This window comes from Caulobacter sp. GW821-FHT10E02, from assembly GCF_059415225.1.
The window spans coordinates 607,342-624,053 of record NZ_JBWKMV010000001.1 but is presented as its reverse complement, the minus strand read 5'-3'; the positions used below and the strand labels follow the sequence as shown (position 1 = coordinate 624,053).

Annotated in this window: 18 protein-coding genes; 11 read left to right on the top strand and 7 right to left on the bottom strand. The window is 68.4% G+C overall.

Translation table 11 applies throughout. The features are described from left to right. From cerR to spt, 3 genes are all read left to right on the top strand, one after another. Window positions 1-942, top strand: a complete 942-nt coding sequence (gene cerR, locus AC07NI_RS02970) for a ceramide reductase (protein ID WP_494616078.1) — start codon at window positions 1-3, stop codon at window positions 940-942. A gap of 77 nt (window positions 943-1,019) precedes the next feature. After that, a complete protein-coding gene (locus tag AC07NI_RS02965) occupies window positions 1,020-1,271 on the top strand; it encodes an acyl carrier protein (protein ID WP_013079816.1) in 252 nt (83 codons plus the stop codon). A 3-nt stretch (window positions 1,272-1,274) separates the two neighbouring features. Further along, the gene (spt, locus tag AC07NI_RS02960) at window positions 1,275-2,489 is read left to right on the top strand and encodes a serine palmitoyltransferase (RefSeq protein ID WP_494616075.1); all 1,215 of its coding nucleotides are present in this window, start codon (window positions 1,275-1,277) and stop codon (window positions 2,487-2,489) included. Window positions 2,490-2,554: 65 nt separating this feature from the next. Here the strand turns inward: spt and AC07NI_RS02955 are convergent, their stop codons facing one another. The 3 genes from AC07NI_RS02955 to AC07NI_RS02945 are packed head-to-tail and all read right to left on the bottom strand — an operon-like array spanning window position 2,555 to window position 5,402. After that, a complete protein-coding gene (locus AC07NI_RS02955; RefSeq protein WP_494616072.1) occupies window positions 2,555-3,436 on the bottom strand; it encodes a hypothetical protein in 882 nt (293 codons plus the stop codon). After that, a complete protein-coding gene (locus AC07NI_RS02950) occupies window positions 3,433-4,425 on the bottom strand; it encodes a diacylglycerol/lipid kinase family protein (protein WP_494616069.1) in 993 nt (330 codons plus the stop codon). The genes AC07NI_RS02955 and AC07NI_RS02950 overlap by 4 nt, the downstream gene beginning before the upstream one ends. After that, window positions 4,344-5,402 (bottom strand): CDP-alcohol phosphatidyltransferase family protein, encoded by a 1,059-nt coding sequence (locus tag AC07NI_RS02945; RefSeq protein ID WP_494616066.1) that lies wholly within the window; start codon window positions 5,400-5,402, stop codon window positions 4,344-4,346. Before AC07NI_RS02945 ends, AC07NI_RS02950 begins: the two co-directional genes overlap by 82 nt. Before the next feature lie 158 nt (window positions 5,403-5,560). Between AC07NI_RS02945 and AC07NI_RS02940 the strand changes: the two genes are divergently transcribed. After that, entirely contained in the window at window positions 5,561-6,460 is a 900-nt protein-coding gene (locus tag AC07NI_RS02940) for a metallophosphoesterase family protein (RefSeq protein ID WP_494616063.1), read from the top strand. On the opposite strand, the gene AC07NI_RS02935 is transcribed toward AC07NI_RS02940, so the two are convergent. After that, on the bottom strand, window positions 6,457-6,924 hold the full coding sequence (locus tag AC07NI_RS02935; protein ID WP_494618222.1) for a DUF2141 domain-containing protein: 468 nt from the start codon (window positions 6,922-6,924) through the stop codon (window positions 6,457-6,459). The genes AC07NI_RS02940 and AC07NI_RS02935 overlap by 4 nt on opposite strands. Before the next feature lie 92 nt (window positions 6,925-7,016). Here AC07NI_RS02935 and AC07NI_RS02930 point away from each other — a divergent pair, with 92 nt between their 5' ends. Genes AC07NI_RS02930 through AC07NI_RS02910 form a run of 5 tightly spaced genes read left to right on the top strand, consistent with a single transcriptional unit; the run spans window position 7,017 to window position 11,656 of the window. Beyond that, a complete protein-coding gene (locus AC07NI_RS02930) occupies window positions 7,017-7,448 on the top strand; it encodes an HIT family protein (RefSeq protein WP_494616060.1) in 432 nt (143 codons plus the stop codon). After that, complete coding sequence (locus tag AC07NI_RS02925; protein ID WP_494616057.1) at window positions 7,445-8,665, top strand: LptF/LptG family permease; 1,221 nt, start codon at window positions 7,445-7,447, stop codon at window positions 8,663-8,665. Before AC07NI_RS02930 ends, AC07NI_RS02925 begins: the two co-directional genes overlap by 4 nt. Then, a complete protein-coding gene (locus AC07NI_RS02920; protein WP_494616053.1) occupies window positions 8,662-9,723 on the top strand; it encodes an LptF/LptG family permease in 1,062 nt (353 codons plus the stop codon). Before AC07NI_RS02925 ends, AC07NI_RS02920 begins: the two co-directional genes overlap by 4 nt. Further along, a complete protein-coding gene (bcerS, locus tag AC07NI_RS02915) occupies window positions 9,723-10,877 on the top strand; it encodes a ceramide synthase (protein WP_494616051.1) in 1,155 nt (384 codons plus the stop codon). Before AC07NI_RS02920 ends, bcerS begins: the two co-directional genes overlap by 1 nt. Then, window positions 10,781-11,656, top strand: coding sequence for a nucleotidyltransferase family protein (locus tag AC07NI_RS02910; protein WP_494616046.1), 876 nt, complete (start codon window positions 10,781-10,783; stop codon window positions 11,654-11,656). Before bcerS ends, AC07NI_RS02910 begins: the two co-directional genes overlap by 97 nt. Window positions 11,657-11,660: 4 nt before the next feature. Here the strand turns inward: AC07NI_RS02910 and AC07NI_RS02905 are convergent, their stop codons facing one another. Beyond that, window positions 11,661-12,425, bottom strand: a complete 765-nt coding sequence (locus AC07NI_RS02905) for a phosphocholine cytidylyltransferase family protein (protein ID WP_494616042.1) — start codon at window positions 12,423-12,425, stop codon at window positions 11,661-11,663. Window positions 12,426-12,777: 352 nt separating this feature from the next. Between AC07NI_RS02905 and AC07NI_RS02900 the strand changes: the two genes are divergently transcribed. Both AC07NI_RS02900 and AC07NI_RS02895 read left to right on the top strand, forming a co-directional pair. Next, entirely contained in the window at window positions 12,778-13,980 is a 1,203-nt protein-coding gene (locus AC07NI_RS02900) for a glycosyltransferase family 4 protein (protein WP_494616040.1), read from the top strand. Next, on the top strand, window positions 13,977-14,969 hold the full coding sequence (locus AC07NI_RS02895; RefSeq protein ID WP_494616037.1) for a flippase-like domain-containing protein: 993 nt from the start codon (window positions 13,977-13,979) through the stop codon (window positions 14,967-14,969). Before AC07NI_RS02900 ends, AC07NI_RS02895 begins: the two co-directional genes overlap by 4 nt. Here the strand turns inward: AC07NI_RS02895 and AC07NI_RS02890 are convergent. Next, window positions 14,966-15,571, bottom strand: coding sequence for a response regulator transcription factor (locus AC07NI_RS02890; RefSeq protein WP_494616035.1), 606 nt, complete (start codon window positions 15,569-15,571; stop codon window positions 14,966-14,968). The genes AC07NI_RS02895 and AC07NI_RS02890 overlap by 4 nt on opposite strands. A gap of 3 nt (window positions 15,572-15,574) precedes the next feature. Then, window positions 15,575-16,711: a sensor histidine kinase gene (locus AC07NI_RS02885; RefSeq protein ID WP_494616032.1), complete on the bottom strand. Its 1,137-nt coding sequence runs from the start codon at window positions 16,709-16,711 to the stop codon at window positions 15,575-15,577. Window position 16,712 lies beyond the last annotated feature (1 nt).

The window sequence follows — 16,712 nt, the reverse complement described above, 5'->3', positions numbered from 1 at the left end:
ATGGCCGGGGTCGTCGCCGTCACCGGAGCCACGGGCTTCCTGGGCCGCCATCTGGTCCGCGCCCTGGCCCAGGACGGCTGGCAACCCCGCGTGCTGGTCCGTCGCGACCCGATCCACCCGCTGTGGCGCGATCTCGAGATCGAGGTCGTCGCCGGCGACCTGAAGACGCCCGGCGCGCTGGACCGCCTGTGCAACGGCGCCGAGGTCGTCATCCACGTGGCCGGCCTGATCAAGGCTCCCTCGCTGGACGGCTTCGACGTCGTCAACCGCGACGGGGCCAAGGCCGCTGCTCTGGCCGCCAAGGCCGCCGGGGCCCGGTTCATCCTGGTTTCCAGCCTTGCCGCTCGCGAACCGCAGCTGTCGAACTACGCCGCCAGCAAGCGCGCGGGCGAGGACGCGGTGCGCGAAGCCTATCCCTCGGCCCTGATCGTGCGGCCGCCCGCCATCTACGGTCCGGGCGACACCGAGACCCTGGCGCTGTTCGAGCTGGCGGCCAAAAGCCCGGTTCTGCCGGTGCTGTCGCCGGAATCACGGATCGCCATGATCCACGTCCAGGACGCCGCGGCCAAGCTGGTCGCCTTCTGCCGCAGGCCGGTTTCGAGCCTTGTAGAGCTGGCGGATGTGCGGCGCGACGGTTACACTTGGTCAGAAATCATGACTTCGGCGGGTTCGGCGATGAACCGCACGCCTCGCCTGGTCAGGTTGCCCGATAGCGCCCTGCTGCTGGGCGGAATCCTAGCGGATGCTTGGTCTTTCGCCTCGAACAACCCCTCGGTGTTCGGTTTAGGCAAGGCTAGGGAGTTGCTTCACAACGATTGGTCACTATCTAGCGCTCCGATGTCGGAGGGAGTACCCAGCGTGTTCGGGCTGGTCGATGGCTTCTTGCACACCGTCGATTGGTATCGAGAACAAGGGTGGTTACCCAAAAACATCACCGCCTAGTTCAAATATGGCGGAAATCTGACAGACTAGCCGTTACAGTAGTGTCACGGGTGGGGCTCCCGGAGGTTTGATTTAGAATGGAAACGGTGACGGATCTCAGCTTGCGCGAGATCGGGGTGGCGGCGAGCAAGGTTCTGGGACGGCCTGTCGAGGTGCGTGCAGAGTCGCATATCGGCCGTGACCTCGCCGTGGACTCTCTAGCCCTGATGAACATCATCATGGAGCTCGAAGACACCTTCGACATCTCCATTCCTCTTGATCGCCTGGCCTCTGTCGAGACCGCCGGTGATCTTTCCAAACTGATCAATGATCTCCGGACTAGGGCTTAACTAATGGGGCTATTCGATAAGCACCTGGCCTATCGCGATGCGTACAAGGCCATCCAGAGCGCGGGCGCCGACCCGTTCAAGGTTCGCTTCGACGCCGTGACCTCGCCGACCGAGGGCGTCGTCGAGGGCCGCAAGACCATCCTGCTGGGCACCAACAACTATCTGGGCCTGACCTTCGACCAGCAGGCGATCGACGCCTCGGTGAAGGCCGTCCAGGAGCGCGGCACCGGCACGACCGGCTCGCGCATCGCCAACGGTTCGTTCGAAGCTCACGTCGAACTGGAAACCGAACTGGCCAAGTTCTACGGCCGCAAGCACGCCATGGTCTTCACGACCGGCTACCAGGCCAATCTGGGCGTGCTGTCGACCCTGGTGGGTCGCGGCGACCACCTGATCCTCGACGCCGACAGCCACGCCTCGATCTACGATGGCTCGCGTCTGGGCCACGCCGAGGTCATCCGCTTCCGCCACAACGACCCCGAAGACCTGGCCAAGCGCCTGCGTCGCCTGGGCGATGCGCCGGGCGAGCGCCTGATCGTCGTCGAAGGCGTCTATTCGATGATCGGCGACGTCGCGCCGCTGAAGGAAATCGCCGCCGTGAAGCGCGAGCTGGGCGGCTACCTTCTGGTCGACGAAGCCCACTCGATGGGCGTGCTGGGCGCCACGGGCCGCGGTCTGGCCGAAGCGGCCGGCGTCGAAGCCGACGTCGACTTCATTGTCGGCACCTTCTCCAAGAGCCTGGGGGCCATCGGCGGCTTCTGCGTCTCGGACATGGATGACTTCGACGTCATGCGCGTCGTCTGCCGTCCGTACATGTTCACCGCCTCGCTGCCGCCCGCCGTGGTCGCCTCGACCGTGACCGCCCTGCGCCGCATGGTGGAACAGCCCGAGCTGCGCGACCGCCTGAACCGCAACGCCAAGCGCCTGTACGACGGTCTGACCGCCATGGGCTTCCACACCGGCCCGACGGCCAGCCCGGTGGTCGCCACGACCATCCCGGACCAGGAACGCGCCATCGCCATGTGGAACGGCCTGCTGCAGGCCGGCGTCTACCTGAACCTGGCCCTGCCGCCCGCCACGCCGGACAGCCGTCCGCTGCTGCGCGCCAGCGTCAGCGCCGCCCACACCGACGAGCAGATCGACGCCGTCCTCAGCGCCTTCGCCGAAATCGGCGCGGCCTTGGGCGTCATCGAGCCTCTTAAGCGCGCCCGCGCCTGAGAACGCTGTCATTCTGATACGAAGACGCCCGGACCTCGCGGTCCGGGCGTTTTTGTTTGTGGAGCCTAGGCCGCCTTGCGGCGGCTCTTCCAGACCTTCAGCAGCACGCCGGGCGCCGCCAGGACGGGATGGCGTTCGCGCCACGGCGTCACTTCGACCGGCACGCCGGTGTGACGCTCGATCTTCCAAGCGGCATAGCGGGCCGCGCCTTGGAAGGTGAAGGACGCCTTGATCAGCCGCGCGGCGTTCAACGGCTTGCCCAGCAACTTGCGGGGCAGCCACTCACGGCGCACGCGGGCCCGCTGACCCTCGCCCATCACCCTGCCCTCGTCGTTCCAGACGGCTTCCATGACGTGGTCGTAGCGCTGCGGGTCGAAGGTCAGGATCGAGACCTCGCGGCCGGCCTTCTCGACCCGCAGCTCGGCCTTGTAGGTCTCGCGGAACAGCGCGGTCCACAGGTCGAGCGGCGCGCCGTCGACGGGGCCCAGGGCGCGGGCGTAGCGGGCGGCCGTGCGGCAGGCGTCGGTGACCGCGTCGATCACCGTCTCGCGCGCGCTCGACGCGGCCCAGATCAAGGCGCAGGGCTGAACGAAGCGAGCCCACAGCGTGGTGTCGTAGTCGCCGCCGCTGGTGGTCTTGCGGAACTGGCTCAGGGTCATCGAGGCGACCTTGGCCCGCAACACCTGACCGTCGTGCTCCAGCTCGTGATAGCTGACGTCCGGCCAGAGGATGCGCGTGAAGACCCCGCGCCAGCCGACCGGCGGCCGCTCGGTCAGGACGTAGTAGTCCAGCACGCCGGACAGATCCCCCGTCCGCAGGATCGAGCCGTAGAACAGCACCGCCTGGGCGCCGGGAAAGATCGTCGTCAGGTGCTCGGCGAAGGCGGTGATCGGCGCGGGGGTCGGCGTGGAGAGCTCGGCCGCGACGAGGTCGCGAAGGCTGCTCATCCGACCAGGAACCGCAAAGACGGCCCAAGACCGATGGTCAGGTCGCCGCCCTCATAGACTTCGCCGTCCAGCACGAACGGCGCGCCGCCGGCCAGAGCGATCTGGTGCGGGTCGCGGCGGCGATAGCCCAGGCCTTCCAGGGCCGGCTCGGACTTGCCGCTCAGCACCATCGGCAGCGCCTTCAGCAGGCGGCGCGGCGGGGCGTCGACGTCCAGCAGCTTGAACCCCTCGCGCGGCGCGCCGAAGGGCTTGAGGCCGAACGGCAGGCGCTTGAGCGCGGTGGCCACGATGGCGAAGCGCTCGTCGCCGGGCTGTTCCTGGCCGTCGATGGACAGCCGGGCCGGCACGCCTTCGCGCCACTCGGCCTTGGCCCCGCCGAAGACGGCGCCCGCGGCCGCCGTCACGATCGTCACGGCCACGGCCAGGTTATGGAAGAACCCGACCTTGTGGGCCTTCTGGGCCAGGTTGGTGGCCTTCACCATGGCCCCGACGCCGAAGAAGAAGCCCTGCATGCACGGCCGGTCATCGGCCCAGCTCACCCGGAGCGGCGGCCGCTCCTTGATGCGCGGATCGACCTGGCGGGCGGCGATCAGGACTTCCTCGAGCCGCCAGTCGTTGGGCGCGCCCAGGTCGATGGCCAGGACATTGGTCTTGCCCGACGGCAGCACCGCCAACAGCGGCAGGTCCTCGCCGAAGGTGTGCGGCAGCAGGCTGATGACGTCGCGGACCGTGCCGTCGCCGCCGTCGATGATCAGCAGATCGAGGCCGTCGCGGGCGAAGTTTTCCAGCTCGGCGCGCAGGGCGTCGCGACCAAAGGGCTCGACCAGCCGCACGCCCGCGGGCGGCGGACCGGGCGGATGCACCCGGTTGCCATGGCTCTTCGGATTGCGGACAACCCCAATGCGCGTCATTTCGACAGCCAAGATTGGATGGATCCCTTCGGCGCGACCAGACCCTGAAGAATCTGGACGGCATGCACGATCAAGCACAGCCCGGTCCAAATCGCCACCAGCGTGAAGCCGACATCGGGACGACCCACGAGCGCAGAGCCCGTCAAAAGGATCAGGTTCGGGTTTCGGCGGGCCGTGATCAGGCGGAAGAAGCTGTCGAACGGCCGCCAGGCGTGCACTTCCAGTTTGAAGAGGGACAGGAAGATCCCCTCCTCCACGCGCTGCAGCACATAGCCGGCGATGACGATGGCCAGGCTGATCTCGGCATAGGGGATCGATTGGCCGACGGCATAGACGCCGACGAACCACGCCCACCACCAGAAGGGCGGGTGCACCAGGTCGATGCCGTGGTCGAAGACATTGCCCCACTTGGACGAGGTCAGGGTCACGCGGGCCAGCTTGCCATCGACGGTGTCGAGGAAGGTCATGATCCAGGCGCAGACCAGGCCCCAGCCGAAATGGCCGGTCCAGAACAGGTACATCGCCGCGAGCACCAGCAGGAAGCCGATGCCGGTCACCTGGTTGGGGGTCATCTTGGCGATGGCGCACCAGCGGGTGACGATCCGCGCCGGCGTCGGCCAGACGTATTTGGTGACGAGGTCGGTGACGCCCTTGTACGAGCCCTGGAACAGGCGAGCTTCGACGGCGCGCACCGTCTCGGGCGTCAGGCGCTCCAGCACCGGCGGCTCGCGCTTGCGCAGGGCGCTGTTATACGCCGAGCCCAGTTCCAGCGCGCTCAGGCGGGTCAGGCGCGGGTCCAGGCCCGACGGGTCCTGCCCGGCGTGCAGCGCCTCGGTGGCGGCATAGGCCAGCTCGGCCGGCGCGTGGACGGCCACGGCGCGACCGGCGTCGTCGACCAGCACCGCGCCCTCGCGACCGGCCAGGGCCTTGATCAGCGACTCGTCGAACACCCAGCCGGCGTCGACCGCCACCACCGCGTGCGACAGGTCCACGGCCGGGGTCTCGACCAGGCCCACGCGCCGATAGATGCGCGACAGGCGCTCGCTCGAGGTCATGCCCCAGATGCGCGCCCGGCTCTCGCCGGCAGTCAAGGCACGCGGACCAGCCGGTGCGACGTTTTGAATTTCGCTACTCAAAGACAGATATACCCCTTGAAACCCAAGCCGATTGATAAGCAGCTTCGGCTGCTTCGACCAGAACGACCCGAACCGTCTTGTCCATATACCGCATCGCCCACCTCTCCGACCCCCACCTGCCGCCGCCGCCAGGCGCGTTCGGGTGGAAGGACGTCTTCACCAAGCGGCTGCTCAGCCGCATCGCCTGGCGCAAGAAGCGCAAGGTCCACCAGCCCCAAGTGCTGGCGGCCCTGATCGCCGACGTGCAAGCCGCTAGCCCCGATCATGTGGTGATCAGCGGCGATCTCACCAACTTTGCTTCGCGTACGGAAATCGCCGCCGCGACCAAGTGGCTGGAATCCTTGGGTCCCTCCAGCGGCTTCACCGTCAGCCCCGGCAACCACGACGCTCTGGCGGGCTCGGGCGGCGACGAACGCTTCGCGCCTTGGGCGCCCTGGCTGGGCGACAAAGGTGAGACCCAATTCCCGCAGGTGCGGGTGCGCGGCCCGGTAGCGATCTTCAACCTGTGCTCTGGCTGGCCAACCGCTCCGCTGCTGGCCACGGGCCGCCTGGGCGAGGCGCAACTGCAGCGCCTGGACGCGATGCTGGCCGATCCAGCCTACAAGGACCTCTTCCGACTCGTCGTGCTGCATCACGCGCCCCAGAAAGGCGCGGTCTCGCGGCGCAAGGCGCTGGACGACCAGGAGGCCCTGCGCGCGGTGCTGGCCAGGCACGGGGCCGACGTCGTGATCTACGGCCATGCCCATGAGGGCCAGTTCGGCGCCCTCCCCGGCCCCGACGGCGCGACGATCCCGGTGCTGGGCGTGTCGTCCGCCTCCGTGGGTCCGCGCGGCCACTCACCGGCCCGCTGGCACATGCTGGAAGTCGAAGCCAAGCCGGATGGCGGCCATCATGTCCGGATCGTCGTGCGGGGTGTCGAGGCCAGCCAGCCGGGCCTGGTCGAGCTGGGCCGCCTCAGCCTGGTGGACGTCGCCTAGCGCGGATAGCGCACCTTGATCCGGATCGTCGTCTCGCCCGGCTTCACGCCGAAGCGCACCGCGTCGAACGACGGGGACGCGAACTTGGTCGGGGCGTCGTTGGAAAAGCCGTAGCCCTCGATCGGCATACCTTGCGGGCTGCGGTCCAGGTCACCGTCGCTATCGGTGTCGTGATAGACCATCACCGCATAGGCGTCAGTCGCCGACGGCAGCCAGAAACAGGCCTGGCTCATCGGGGCCGAGGTCTTGATCTTCGCCCGCTCGACCTTGCCACGCGGGGCCAGGAAGCGGCTGGGATCACCGGGATAGACCACGATGACCACCGATCCGGCGTCCGAGCGCAGAGCCCCGACCTGGACGTTCAGACGGGTCGCGGTCTTGCGGCCGACGCACTCCTTGTCCGTCAGGGGGCGCGCCACGCCCTGGGCATGGGCGATCCCCACCGTCGCGGACGCCAACAACATCGCGCCGATGAGAACGGAACATGCTTTCATCTAAACTGCCGCATCCCTATTGTTACCCGCAGGCGATATCAGCCTGAAGTTCCGGCTTTCTCATGACCAATCCCACAGCGCTGGCGTTCGGCTACCCGGCCTCCAAGATCGCGGAGACCGATCACTGGCTGATTCTGGTCCGTCCGAAGCAACCGACATTTGGGTCTTTGGTCCTGGTGTGCAAGGAAGCGGTCCAGGCGTTCTCCGAGGTGAGTCCCGCCGCCTTCGCCGACCTGCAGGTCGCCGTGGCCGGCATTGAACGCCTGCTGAAGGCGCAAGTCGACTACGAGAAGATCAACTATCTGATGCTGATGATGGTCGACAAAGACGTCCATTTCCACGTGCTGCCTCGCTATGCGGGCGCGCGCGAGAACGAGGGTATCCTCTTCCCCGACGCCGGCTGGCCCGCCGCCCCGGCCTTGGGAACGGCCGTGGAGCTGTCGCCCGAGAGCCTCGAGCGCTTGACGCAACGCTTCGCCGAGGCCTGGGCGTGAGCGCCAAGGACATGACCACCGGCCCGGTGCGGCTCGTCGACCGCTACCTGCTGCGCCTGTTGTTCTGGCCGCTGGTCGGATGCCTGGGCGTCACGGTCGTGGCCCTGCTGCTGGAGCGCGTCCTGCGCCTGCTGGACGCCCTGTCGCAGAGCAGCGCTCGCTTCGGCTACGTCGCCCAACTGGCCGCCAACCTGATCCCGCACTATCTGGGCCTGGCCCTGCCGGTGGCCTTCTTCGTCGCCCTGTTCATCGTCATCACCAAGCTGTCGGACGGCTCGGAGATCGACGCCCTGCTGGCCAGCGGCCAGTCGCTGGAGCGCATCGCCGCCCCGTTCCTGGCCGTGGGCTTGTTCCTCAGCATCTTCAGCCTGGGCGTGTTCGGCTACATGCAGCCCTACAGCCGCTACGCCTATCGCGCGGTCATGCACGCGGCGATCAACGCCGGCTGGAACGGGAGGCTGGCGGGTGGGGCCTTCATCGACGACAAGGGCTCGCTGATGACCGCCGACAGCGCCGACCTGGCCGGCCAGCGCCTGACGCGGGTGTTCATCCGCCGCCTGGATAGCCACGGCCAGGAAGAGATCATCACCGCCTCCACGGCCGACCTGAAGATAGATCCGGGCGGCAAGACCATCACCATGGATCTGAAGAGCGGCCGGCGGATCGGCCATGACTCGGCCGGCGCCTATCGCAATCTGGCCTTCAGCAGCCTGACCACCCAGACGCCGCTCTCCGCCGCGGCCGTGCTGCTGCGCGCGCGCGGCGGCGACGAGCGCGAACTGACCATGGGCGAGCTCTACCGCCAGGCCCACTCGCCCAATCCGGTGGTGTCCAAGGCCACGCTGATGGCCGAGTTCTACGGCCGCCTGGCTCGCGCCGCGTTCCTGCCGTTCCTCCCCATGCTGGCCTTCCCGCTGGGCCTGGCCTCCAAGCGCGGCAACCGCGCGCCGGGCCTGGTCATGGCCGGCATCCTGCTGCTGGCCTTCCAGCACTCGCTGCTGCTGGGCCAGAGCATGGCCTCGTCCGGCAAGCTGCCCACCCTCCCGGCCGTCTGGGTTCCTTTCGCGATCTTCGCGGGGCTAGGCGTCTGGCTGTTCATGGGCAGCCGCACCCGGCCGGGCGACACGCCGGTGTCGCGCACCGTGCGCCGCATCAACAAGCTGGTCACCCGCGTGATCCACGCCCTGCCCCTGCCGAAGAAGCGACAAGCCGCATGAGACTGCAGCTCTACGTCCTGAAGACCGTCGCGACCCGCATCCTCGGCGCGGCGCTGATCCTGATGTCCATCCTGCAGATCCTGGACCTGCTGGACGTGACCAACGACATCCTCGACCGGGGCCTCGGCATGGGCGGCGTGGCGTACTACGCCTACATGCGCCTGCCGCGCCTGTTCGAGCAGATCGCACCGATCGCCGTCCTGGCCGGCGGCCTGTTCGCTTTCTCGCAACTGGCCCGCGAGAGCGCCATCGTCGCCATGCGCGCCACCGGTGTCTCGGGCTATCGGATCATCGGCATGGCCATGCCGGCCGCCATCTTCGTGATGCTACTGGACGCCCTGTGCGGCCAGTACCTGGCCCCGCGCGCCGACCCGGCCCTGGCCGACTGGTGGAAGAACACGACCCCCGTCGCCGAGCGCAAGGTCGTCCCGCCCCGCACCTTCCGCTCCGGCGCCGACCTTGTGATTGGGGCCAGCGCCAGCGCCGACGGCCGCCAGATCGCCAACGTCACCATCTTCCGCCGCGATCCCAAAGGCATCCTGGTCGAGAAGGTCGAGGCGACCAAGGCCGTCTACGCCAACCACAGCTGGACGCTGGAACAGCCCAAGACCACCCGCTTCGCTGGCGACCTGGCCCAGGCCTCGACCGCGGCCTCGACCAACTGGCCCGCCGCCCTGCGGCCCCGGGACGTCCAGAGCCTGTTCGGCGACGACGCCGTGCCCACCGCGGCCTCGGCCCAACGAGCGCTGGAGAACGGCGGCTCCGACAGGCCGGAAAGCTTCTACCGCACCCACTTCCACGCGGCCTTCGCCGGTCCGTTCGTGGCCTTGGTCATGCTGCTGCTTAGCGCCCCCGTCGCCCTGGCCAATTTCCGCAGCGGCCAAGGCGCTGTCCTGCTGACCGCCGGCCTGGGAGCTGGCCTCTTCTTCCTGGTGGCCAACGGCATGCTGACCGCCCTGGGCGAGTCCGGCGCCGTGTCCCCGTTCCTGGCCGTCTGGGCCGCCCCCGCGATCTTTGGCGCCCTCGCCATCCGCACATTCCTGGCCCTGGAGGGGTGATGCCTTTCGACTCCGCGAACGCCGACCTCACGGTCATTCCGGTCAAGACCGCGAAAGAGCTGCAACGCTTCATCGCCCTGCCCGCCCGCCTGAACGCCAAGGATCCCAACTGGATCACGCCGCTGTTCATGGAACGCACCGAGGCCCTGACCCCGAAGACCAACCCGTTTTTCGCCCACGCCGAGGTCCAGCTGTTCCTGGCCACGCGCGGCGGCCGCGACGTGGGCCGGATCAGCGCCCAGATCGACCAACTGACCCCGCAGCCGACGCCGGGCCGCCTGGACGGCCACTTCGGCATGATCGCCGCCGAGGATGACGCGGCGGTGTTCCAGGTGCTGTTCCGCGCCGCCGAGGACTGGTTGCGCGCCCGGGGCCGCACCCACGTGGTCGGCCCGTTCAACCTGTCGATCAACGAAGAGGTCGGCCTGCTGGTCGAGGGCTTCGACACCCCGCCGATGATCCTGATGGGCCACGACCCGGTCTATGCCGGCAAGCGCGTCGAGCAGCAGGGCTACGTCAAGGCCCAGGACCTGTTCGCCTATCGCGCCGACGAGACCGGCGACATCCCTGAGATCGCCCAGCGCCGCGTCAAGCGCGGCCTGCCCGCCGGCGTGGTCCTGCGCCAGCTGGACATGAAGCGTTACGACCAGGAAGTCGTCACGCTGACGGAAATCCTCAACGACGCTTGGTCCGACAATTGGGGCTTCACCGCCACCACCGAGGCCGAGACCGCCCAGCTGGGCAAGGCGCTGAAGCAGGTGATCGACAAGCGCCTGATCTGGTTCGCGGAAATCGACGGCGAGGCCGCCGGTGTCGTGGTCTTCCTGCCCAACATCAACGAGGCGATCGCCGACCTGAGCGGCAAGCTGCTGCCGTTCGGCTGGGCCAAGCTGCTGTGGCGCCTGAAGGTCAAGGGCGTGAAGTCGGCCCGGATCCCGCTGATGGGCGTGAAGAAGAAGTTCCAGACCTCCCAGCGCGGCCGCATGCTGCCGTTCTGGATGATGAAGGCCAGCCGCGATATGGCGATGAGCCTGGGCTATAATCGCTACGAGATCTCGTGGGTGCTGGAGGCCAACAAGGCCATGACCCACATCGCCGAGAACGTCGGCGGCACGCACTACAAGACCTACCGCGTCTACGAGAAGGCGCTGTGAGCGCCGGTCTTGGGACTCCCTTCAAGGTCCTGATCCTGGCCGGCTCCCGCGGCGGCGAGACCGATCCGGCCGCCGCCTATGCGGGCGTCAGCCACAAGGCGCTGATCACCCTGGAAGGCCGGACGCTGCTGGACCGGGTGCTGGACGCCGTCCGCGCCGCCGGGCCCGAGACCATCGGCGTCGCGGCCAATGACGAGGCGATCAAGACCCGCCTGGCCGATGCCGGCGTCGTCATTCTGCCCACCGCCTCGGGTCCCAGCCAGAGCGTCGAGAACGCCGCGCGCACGCTGGGCTTCCCGCTGGTGGTGACCACGGTCGACCACGCCCTGCTCAAGCCCGAATGGATCACCCAGTTCCTGGCCGACACGCCCGAATGGGCCGACGTCGCGGTGATGCTGGCCTCGGAAGAGAAGGTCCACGCCGCCGCCCCGCAGACCAAGCGGACGTATCTGCGCTTCCAGGACGGCCGCTATTCCGGCTGCAACATCTTCCTGTTGCGCAACGAGACGGCGCTGAACGTCGTCGAGACCTGGCGCAAGGTCGAAGCGCTGCGCAAGCAGCCCTGGAAGATCGCCGCCATGCTGGGACCGTCGTTCCTGATCCGCTACCTGCTGAACTGGCTGACCCTGGACCAAGCCGTGCTGAAGCTGGGCAAGCTGGCCAAGGTCAAGGCCGCCGCCACGCGGGCGCACGACGGCCTGGCGGCCGTCGATGTCGACAAGCCGTCGGATCTCGACTTGGTGCGCGAACTGGTGGGCGAGACCTCGCCTACCACCTGAGGCCTTAAGCCGAAACGGCTTCCTGCTCGGCCCACTTCGCCGTCAGGGCGCGGTTGCCGATCAGGTCTTCCGGGAAGTCCATCTCGGCCCACTCCAGGCCCTGGATCGAGCGCACGCGGACCACGTCGTGGGCCTGGGCGATCTCGTTGATGACGCTGAGGTACCAGCGCTTCAGGCCTTCCGGCGTGCGCATGATCTTTTCCAGCGTCTCGATGAACAGGGCCGAGCCCTCGGCGTCGAAGCGCAGGAAGCCGATCGACTCCGCGTCGTATTCGGTGATGGTCTTGCCGATGGCGCGCAGGCTGTCGCCTTCCGTCAGCACCTTCATGTCGTCGCTGTCGTAGACGCCGTCGTCCTTGCGATCGACCGTCACGGTGATCGGGCCGGCCGGGGCGCTGATCAGGCGCTCGGCGATGGCCGGCTCGAACAGGGTGTCGCCGTTGAGGATCATGAACGGCCCGCCGCGCATCTCCTCGCGCGCCAGCCAGCAGGTCGCGAGGTTGTCGGTCACGCTGTAGAACGGGTTGTAGAGCGTGCGCACGCTCAGGCCCGGCAGTTCCAGGCGCGCGACCTCGGCCTCGACCAGGTCGGCGCGGAAGCCGGTGACGACCACCGCCTCGGTGACGCCCGCCTGGGCCAGGTGGCGCAGCTGCCACTCCAGGACCGTGCGGCCGGCCAGCTCGACCAGGCACTTGGGCCGGTCGTCGGTTAGGGGCGAGAGGCGCTTGCCCTGACCGGCGCTGAGGATGAGGGTCTTGACCGGCTGCATGACGTTTCGAAATCTCGCTGGAATTCGGGGCGCTTCGCCCCTGTAGGAATCGGTGGTCCGCGAACCTGGCGGCCACGCGCGCATAACTGAGCACGAACCAGCCCGACGGCAAGTCCGCGCGGACCGCCAGAAACCGGTCATGACGTCGCGGCGCAAGCCCCCATCGGCGTTTTTCGTCGAGCGCGCTCCCAGAGACACGCCCCGGAGGGGTGTAACCCTGGCGCTACACCAAACCGGCCGTGCACGGAAAAGGACGCCCCCCACCTCTTCCGGAAACTGAACCATTCCACCATATGGCCATTGTCATACTCGGAAGGGCGGGGGCCTCGGAGACGTAACCAACGGAGGCGTCGTGCTGCTCGCGGAAAGAACCTTTCATCATCCCGCAGAAGAAAACCCCGCCGAAGGACTGCGCCTGGCGCTGTTTTCCGGGAACTACAATTACACCCGCGACGGCTCGAACCAGGCTCTCAATCGCCTCTCCGCCTATCTGATCAGCCAGGGCGCCGAAGTGCGGGTCTACTCCCCCACCACCGACACCCCGGCCTTCGAGCCGGCCGGCGAACTGGTGTCCGCCCCGTCGGTGGCGATCCCCGGTCGCGGCGAGTACCGCTTGGCGCTTGGCCTGAACCGTGCCCTGCGCGCCGATCTGGCCGAGTTCCGCCCGACCGCCGTTCACCTCTCCGCCCCTGACCTGCTGGGCAATCAGGCCGGCAAGTGGGGCCGTCGTAACGGCCTCCCTGTCGTCGCCAGCCTGCACACCCGGTTCGAGACCTATCTCTCCTACTACGGCCTCGACTGGCTGCGCCCGAGCGCCGAGCGTTACCTCGATAAATTCTATCGCGGCTGCGACCGCGTGCTGGCCCCCAACGCCCCGATCGCCGACCTGCTGCGCGAGCAAGGCCTGGGCGAGCGTGTCCGCGTCTGGGGTCGCGGCGTCGACCGCGAGCGCTTCTCGCCGACCAAGCGCGACATGGACTGGCGCCGGTCGCAGGGCATCGACGACAACGAGATCGTCGTCGCCTTCCTCGGCCGTCTGGTCATGGAGAAGGGCCTGGACGTCCTGACCGAGACCCTGGTCGCTCTGCGCGGCCAACCGATCCGTCCCCTGATTATCGGCGAGGGCCCGGCCCGCGCCTTCGTGGAAGAGCGCTTGCCCGAGGCGATCCTGACCGGCCATCTCGACGCTGCGGACCTGGGCCGCGCGGTGTCCAGCGCCGACATTCTCTTCAACCCCAGCCTGACGGAAGCCTTCGGCAACGCCAGCCTGGAAGGCATGGCCGCGGGCCTGGCCGTGGTCTGCCCGCGCGCGCCCAGCACCAGCGCCCTGATCGCCGACGGCCAGGACGGGGTGCTGACCGCCAGCGCCGACGCTGAGAGCTATGCCGTCGCGATCCAGAGCCTGATCTCCGAGCCCCTGCGCCGCGTGCGCCTGGGCCGGGCCGCCCGCCAGTCCAGCGCCCGCTACGACTGGAACGCCATCTGCGCCGAGGTGCTGGCCGTCTATCGCGAACTGGGCGTCACGTCCGAGCAACGAGCCCGCTCGGCCGCATGACCACGGACACGGGGGAAGAGACGCAGGGCAAGCCTTCGCCTTGGCGGGGCTGGCTGCTGACCATCGGGGTCGCTTTGCTGGCGATCCTGTTGGCCACGCACGGCGTCGGCGCGGTGCGAGAGATCCTGGCCCAGGTCGGCTGGCAGGCGGTGATCGTCATAGCCGCCCACCTGCCCGTCACCTTCCTCGCCACCGTCGGCTGGCAAGTCCTGCTGCCGCCCGATCGCCGTCCGCCTCTCTCGTTCCTGTTCCGCGTCCGCCTGATCAAGGAGGCGGTCAACGCCCTCCTCCCCGTCGCCCAGGTCGGCGGCGATGTCGTGCGCGCCAAGCTATCGGTCCGCAACGGCCTGACCTTGGCGGAAGCGACGGCCAGCTGCGTCGTCGACGTTCTGGCCGGCACGGTGGGCCTAGTACTGTTCGTCCTGGCCAGCCTGATCGTGGCCATGGTCACGCTGCACGACCCGCGCTTGGCGCAGGCGGGCCTGGCCCTGGTCGGCATCGTCGCGGCGATCGTCGCGGCCGCCTATCTCGCTCACCGAGCCGGCCTGCATCGGCGCCTTGGTCAATTCTCTCAGCGCTGGACCGCCGCCGCCGGCCGGATCGGCAAGCTGGGCGAGGCCTTCGGGGACATCGGCCGCCAGCGCAACAACCTGTTCGCCTCCTGGGCCTGGCACATGGCCGCCTGGATCGCCGGGGCGTTCGAAACCTATGTCTCGATGTGGGCCCTGGGCCTCAACCCCACCCTGCTGCAGGCCCTGATCGTCGAGGGCCTGGCCCAGACGGCCAAGGTCGTCGGCTTCGCCATACCTGGCGCCTTGGGCGTGCAGGAAGGCGGCTACCTGCTGCTGGGCGGCGCGCTGGGCCTGACGCCCGACCAGGCGCTGGCGCTTTCGCTGCTGCGCCGCCTGCGCGAGCTGACCCTGGGCGTCATCGGCCTGGTCCTTTGGCGCGCGACCCGTTCGCCCGCGCCCGAGCCCGTAACCGCCTAGAGCCAGCCGTTCGAGCGCGCGATGCGGCCCGCCTCGACTCGGTTGGCCGCGCCCAGCTTCTGGGCCGCTTCCGACAGGTAGTTGCGGACCGTACCGGGCGAGAGGTCCAGCACGTCGGCGATGTCCTTGTTCGAGCGCCCCTCCTCGGCCAGGCGCAGGATCTCGCGCTCGCGGTCGGTCAGCGGGTCGGGCTCGGCGTCCCAGACCGCCTCCGACAGCTCCGGCGCGATGGCCCGGCCGCCGGCGGCGACGGTGCGGACGGCGGCGGCCAGCACGCTGCTGGGACCATCCTTCAGCAGATAGCCCTTCACCCCCGCCTCCATGGCCCGGCGCAGATAGCCCGGCCGGCCGAAGGTGGTGACGATCAGCACTCGGGTCGCCGCGCCCTCGGCCTTCAGCCGGGCGGCGACGTCGATGCCGGTCAGGCTGGGCATCTCGATGTCGGAGATCAACACATCGGGCTTTTCCGATTTCACCAGTTCCAGCGCGACAGCGCCATCTGGCGCGCGGCCGACGACCTGGATGTCGCCCTCCATCTCGAGCAAGGCGCTGAGCGCGCCCAGCACCATCTTCTGGTCTTCGGCGATGACGACGCGGATCACGATCTAGATCTCCAGCGGCGCGGTCGCGGTCAAACGCGTCCCGGCCTTGTCGGATTTGATGTCCAGCGCCCCGCCGATGGCGGCCAGGCGCGCGCGCATGCCCTTCAGGCCCGAGCCCTCGACCAGCTTGCCGCTGCCCGGCCCGTCGTCGGCGATGGTCAGGACCAGGGCCTTGGCGCTGGGCTCCAGCTTGATGTCGCAATGCCTGGCGCCGGCGTGGCGGATGACATTGGTCACGCCTTCACGCAGGGCCATGGCCAGCACGGCTTCCTGGGCGGGATGGCCGTCGGTGGTCAGGGCCGAGATCTCGGCCCGGATATCGGCGGCGGCTAGAGCCTGGCGAGCCTTGTCGATCTCGAACGCCAGGGAGGCGCCCTTCATGCCAACCACCGCGGTGCGGACCTCAGAGAGCGCCTCGCGAGCCGCGGCGGCGACAGCCTGCATCTCGCGCTCGGCGGCCTCGGCGTCGCGGCTGACCAGGCGGGCGGCCAGCTCGGCCTTCACGGCGACCAGGGTCAGGGTGTGGCCCAGAAGGTCGTGCAGGTCGCGGGAGATCCGCTCGCGCTCGGCCGTGGTGGCGAGAGCCCGAACCTCCTCGTGAGCGACGGCCAGTTCCTGGTTCTTCCGCTCAACATCCATCTGCATCAGCGTGGCGAAGCCGGTGATGCCGCCAAAGATCAGGCCCGAGGCCCAGATCGGCCAGACGTGGCGGTAGAAGGTCAGACCGATCACCAGCAACGCGATCTCCAGGGCGATCATCACCCGGATCGACAGCCGCCGCGACGGTAGGCGCGAGGCGAACGACATGGCGTAGATCGTGTAGACGCTCCAGCCGGCGTTGAACGGCGAGAGCGCCAGGCCGATGCCGTAGATCGCCAACACCTGCCACAGCACCGGCCGGCCGCGCTTGCGCCAGATCGCCCAGAACAGGCCGATGAAGACCAGGAGGCCAGCGATCGCCGCGACCACTTCCAGCGTGCCGGGCCGGTGGTTGAACCAGGCCACGAAATAGAACGGCAGGTAGGAGAGGAAGATCAGGCTGCCGTTGCGCCGGAAGTTGGCCTCGACGTTGGCCGGGGCCTTTTCTTTGCTGGGTGTCGCCTGATCCATGGCGGCGATGTCGCGCGGGAGGCTCGTCACG